This window comes from Bacillus sp. 16GRE42, from assembly GCF_019837435.1.
In the GTDB taxonomy this organism is placed as follows: Bacteria; Bacillota; Bacilli; order Bacillales; family Bacillaceae_G; genus Bacillus_A; species Bacillus_A wiedmannii.
In genome coordinates this window covers 1-4,275 of record NZ_JADAXF010000020.1, presented here as the reverse complement: position 1 = coordinate 4,275, position 4,275 = coordinate 1, and the positions used below count along the sequence as shown (strand labels likewise).

The window sequence follows — 4,275 nt, the reverse complement described above, 5'->3', positions numbered from 1 at the left end:
CGAGAAGATCCTTTCATTCTTCTAGAAAGGACACGTTGTGCTTTCGCCAACTTATCTTCTGATGATCGGAAAAACTTCGGATTTTCATAGGGTTTTCCATCTGACAAAATAGCGAAATCTTTTAGTCCTACATCTATTCCTATGTAAGAATGTGTTTTCGGAAGTTCTTGTACTTCTGTTTCAACTAATAGTGATACAAAATATCTACCAGAAGGGTTTCGTCTAACTGTAGCATTTACAATACGTCCTGTTATTTCACGACTTTTGGCAAATCGAACAAGACCTAGTTTTGGCAATTTTATTTTGTTTCCTACAACGGCAATGTTTTCATTTGTTTGTTTTGTGGTATAAGATTGTACGTTATTTTTCTTGGATTTGAAACGCGGGGCACTATTTTGTTTTTTGAAAAATCGTGTATACGCATCCGCAAGGTTGCGAACAGACGACTGAATCGCAATACTATCCACTTCCTTTAGCCAAACAAACTCTTTTTTCCTGGCAGGAAGTTTGGAAGAGCATGTACCATAGGTCAAGCCTTTTCCTGTCTCTTTGTATGTGTGATCCCATAAGGATAGGAAATGATTAAATACAAAGCGGGAACAACCAATCGTTTTGTTGATTAGAGTTGCTTGTGCTTGATTTGGATAGATACGGAACTTATAGGCTTTATTGATCATCATTTCATTCACCTCCATTTTGGTATATAACTATTATAAACCAAACATATATTCGGCAGATAGTTAAAGTAACACTTTCTGTATGTCGAACAATTAAGATGGCTTCCTGCCATCCCTTGTTCGAAGCCAATTCATCATTCATCTCCCACCTACTCACTTCGCGTTCCTTGAGGAAGGAGTCTTCTTGGCTAAAATGATAAATATTAAAGAGCTAATTCTATACAAGGATTAGCTCTTTTCTTACGACCAATCGAATATCCATTATTTTTGTAAAATACCCCTATAACATCTGTTATACTGTATATTGAAATTTAGAATACTTAAGGGGGGGATTAGGATGGCAAAAGCAATTAATGAAAAAGAAGAAAAAAAGCGCAGAGGGTGCGGATGTTTTGGGTGCCTAGGTATTATTATTTTATTAATTATTTTAATTGGCTCGTGCGCTAAAGACTCGGATAACGATAAATCCGACAAAGCCGCTACTACTATTAAACAAGAAGAAACAAAGAAATCTGAGGAATCAAAGGAAGACGAGAAAAAACAACAAGATCTTCAGAAGCAACAAGAGGAACAAAAGAAACAAGAAGAACTTAAAAAACAAGAAGCTGAACAAAAAAAACAGCAGGAACTTCAGAAACAACGTGACGAGCAGCAAAAACAACAAGAATTGAAGAAACAACAAGAGCAACAAAAGAAACAAGAAGCTGCTACTCAACCCAAAACAAATCAAGTAATAGAACAAAATGGTACTTGTACTATCAAAGGCAATAAAAATAGTAGGGGCGAGAAAATTTATCATATGCCTGGTCAACAGTTCTATGATAAAACGAAAGCTGAAGAGATGTTTTGTTCAGAAGCCGACGCAAAATCTGCCGGTTATAGGGCATCAAAAAAATAAATTAAAAAACCGGCTCCTTATGAGTCGGTTTTACTATTACTTCACACTCATATACTTCTCACTAGCAGTATATAAAATGTCTTCCTATTAGAATTATATGTTTGTATTTCTTTTTCATTTCCCATTGTCATCCTTTTTCATAATTTTTGTATGGTCAAACAATCCACTTGCTGACAATCCGATAATCATTCCTTGAAGTATATTCATTTTGATATCTTGAGACAAAAATAAAACACCTAGCACAATGCCAAGCGTCAAATTTAATATCGGGATATATTTCGTTTGCAATCCATTTGTTTTTGCAATTTGTGATAATCCTACAACAACCCCAATCATTGCCGTAATTTCAATCATTACATACCGCCACCTTTCAAGAAGAAAGTCAGAGCCGCTCCAATTATTCCACCAATAATAAGACGTAAGATCCATGTTGTATTAGCACTAATCTTATCTAATTGCTTATTAATATTAATAATGTCTTTTTCATTACCTGTTGTCCGCATTTCTAAACTTCTAATCTCTAATCGTATGTCTTTAATATCTTGCCTTATTTCGTGAACATCCCCTTTCACCTCTTGTAAACCATCCATATTTCCACCTCTTTCCCACTTCTTATTTGCTTTAAAATAAAAAATCCTACACTACAATATGCTTGGCTTTATGTTTCATTATTTAGTTCCTTTTTTATCTTTCTCATCTATATGTCCCTCGATAGAACCCCCAACATCAACTTCTGCAGGAACTTCTACTACTGGATCCCCTGCTTTAACAATGGAAACCGTAATTGGACTACCTCTAAATAGCTCTACGTTAACATTAAAATTACTAGCGGTAATAATCCCAGCATTCACTAAATTGTCTACAACATCATCAATTTCCATAAACTTATTATCATTACCTGGCATCATATCCTCATTCGGAGTTGGATTTTGAATGAATTGCATAACTAACTTCTCTAAGATAGGAATGATTTGATTGATAATTTGGCTCTGTAATTGATTGTCCTCTGGATGTTTATTTTGGATAGGATTTGTCATCTTGTTCTCTCCCCCTAAAAAACAAAAATAGAGCAGCTTATAGCTGCTCCGTTTTTGTTTTCTTTTCAGTTGTATTTTTGTTAATTCTTCAGTTTTTAATTTTACTTAGAGATCTTCTATTAATACGTTTAAAAATATCTTCTAATGTGTTTAATTTATTTGTGATTACACTATCTTTTTTATTGATTTTTCACTTGAACCATACACCATTGTCTAAGCTAGATATAAATTACTACTCCAAAATCTCCAATGATTTGCTCTTTGTTAACTTAAATACGTGCTTTTTAATGTCTTTATAAAGAATAGTTTCAATATCTATGCAGTCTTTAAACAAACTGATTACTGATCTACTCAATTCCTTCTTGAATCAAGGCATGAGAACAACTTAGTTCAGGACAACAGTACCATTTTTTATTCCCGGTCTTAGCCAGAACCCAAAACGAATAGCCACTCAAACGAGTAGACCTAAACCTTTTATCGAATATCTATAATGTCAAAGTGTTTCTCTGGTGCCCAACGATTCCCACCAATATCAATCCAGCCTTCTTTACGGAAGAATACCGTAAGAGGTTCTTTTGAGTTAATACTGCCTTTGTATGCGCCGTTAATTCCATCACAATAGCTTACTTCATATCCTTCTGGAAATTTTGATATTGCCTTAAAGGGTCTCCAATAATAATGCTCTGCTTTTACCCAACGGCCTCTACCTAGATCTAACCAAACATCATTATCTTCTCCCCAGTACGCATCCCAGTATAATACTTCTGCTGCTGTCGTAAAGTCCCCAAGATAGTTACCGTGTGGTCCATCGTAATAGTTAATACCATATCCTTCCCAATATATTGATTTTGCGAACCCAATCCCCTCTGGTTGCGGTGTACCAACAACGCCACCCTTACCTGTAAACCATTCAAGAGATTTTTCACTGTTTAAATAATTTAAATCTACATTACCAGTTACGCCTGCAAGACTACCTGTTTCTGTATACTGCCATAAATCACAACTATACGCTGGTTTATTTCCATAACGTGGAATCCAAAGGAAATCCGCATTCACAGTATTAAGTCCATAGCTTGTATACATGTGGTGTGATACATATAGACCTACTTTCCAACCTGCTGCACGGCATGTATCAATAAATGCCTGCGAAGCTTTTGCTAAGTTAGCCGCTCCACAACTTGCTAATGTGTCATCTTCTACATCTAATACTAAAAACTTTGCTTCTTTATCAGCGCGCGCCATAAAATCATTTGCTTCTACAATAGCATCCTGAATACTTACATAACATCCATAAGCATAGTGCCCAAATGGGACACCATAGTCTTTACAGCCTTGCACATACTCTTTATAACGTTTATCAATTGTCCTAGATCCATATTGTACACGTATAATAGCAAGGTCTAGCTCCTTACTAGCTGCAGCCCAATTTATTGAATTATTGTGATGAGATAAATCTGCAATTTTTTTCATTTCCATTCGCCTTCTTTCTCCTATAAAAATTTAAGAATAAAAAAACAACTCTTAACAGAGTTGTTTTTATCGAATATCTACAATGTCAAAGTGTTTCTCTGGTGTCCAACGATTCCCACCAATATCAATCCAGCCTTCTTTACGGAAGAATACTGTAAGAGGTTCTTTTGAATTAATACTGCCTTTGTACGCG

At 35.3% G+C, this 4,275-nt stretch carries 6 protein-coding genes; 1 reads left to right on the top strand and 5 read right to left on the bottom strand.

Features of this window, described 5'->3' with window-relative positions:
- Nucleotides 1-680 (bottom strand): RNA-guided endonuclease TnpB family protein (locus ILS93_RS28355; protein ID WP_222661735.1); only part of this gene is annotated, 680 nt, incomplete at its 3' end.
- Nucleotides 681-1,014: 334 nt separating this feature from the next.
- Here ILS93_RS28355 and ILS93_RS28350 point away from each other — a divergent pair.
- On the top strand, nucleotides 1,015-1,575 hold the full coding sequence (locus ILS93_RS28350; RefSeq protein ID WP_222661734.1) for a sunset domain-containing protein: 561 nt from the start codon (nucleotides 1,015-1,017) through the stop codon (nucleotides 1,573-1,575).
- A 114-nt stretch (nucleotides 1,576-1,689) separates the two neighbouring features.
- On the opposite strand, the gene ILS93_RS28345 is transcribed toward ILS93_RS28350, so the two are convergent.
- The 4 genes from ILS93_RS28345 to ILS93_RS28330 form a co-directional block, all read right to left on the bottom strand.
- Nucleotides 1,690-1,929: a hypothetical protein gene (locus ILS93_RS28345; protein WP_064475120.1), complete on the bottom strand. Its 240-nt coding sequence runs from the start codon at nucleotides 1,927-1,929 to the stop codon at nucleotides 1,690-1,692.
- On the bottom strand, nucleotides 1,929-2,165 hold the full coding sequence (locus tag ILS93_RS28340) for a hemolysin XhlA family protein (protein ID WP_016089870.1): 237 nt from the start codon (nucleotides 2,163-2,165) through the stop codon (nucleotides 1,929-1,931). Before ILS93_RS28340 ends, ILS93_RS28345 begins: the two co-directional genes overlap by 1 nt.
- A 78-nt stretch (nucleotides 2,166-2,243) precedes the next feature.
- Nucleotides 2,244-2,612, bottom strand: coding sequence for a hypothetical protein (locus tag ILS93_RS28335; protein WP_097818966.1), 369 nt, complete (start codon nucleotides 2,610-2,612; stop codon nucleotides 2,244-2,246).
- A 474-nt stretch (nucleotides 2,613-3,086) separates the two neighbouring features.
- On the bottom strand, nucleotides 3,087-4,082 hold the full coding sequence (locus ILS93_RS28330) for a GH25 family lysozyme (RefSeq protein ID WP_222661736.1): 996 nt from the start codon (nucleotides 4,080-4,082) through the stop codon (nucleotides 3,087-3,089).
- Nucleotides 4,083-4,275 lie beyond the last annotated feature (193 nt).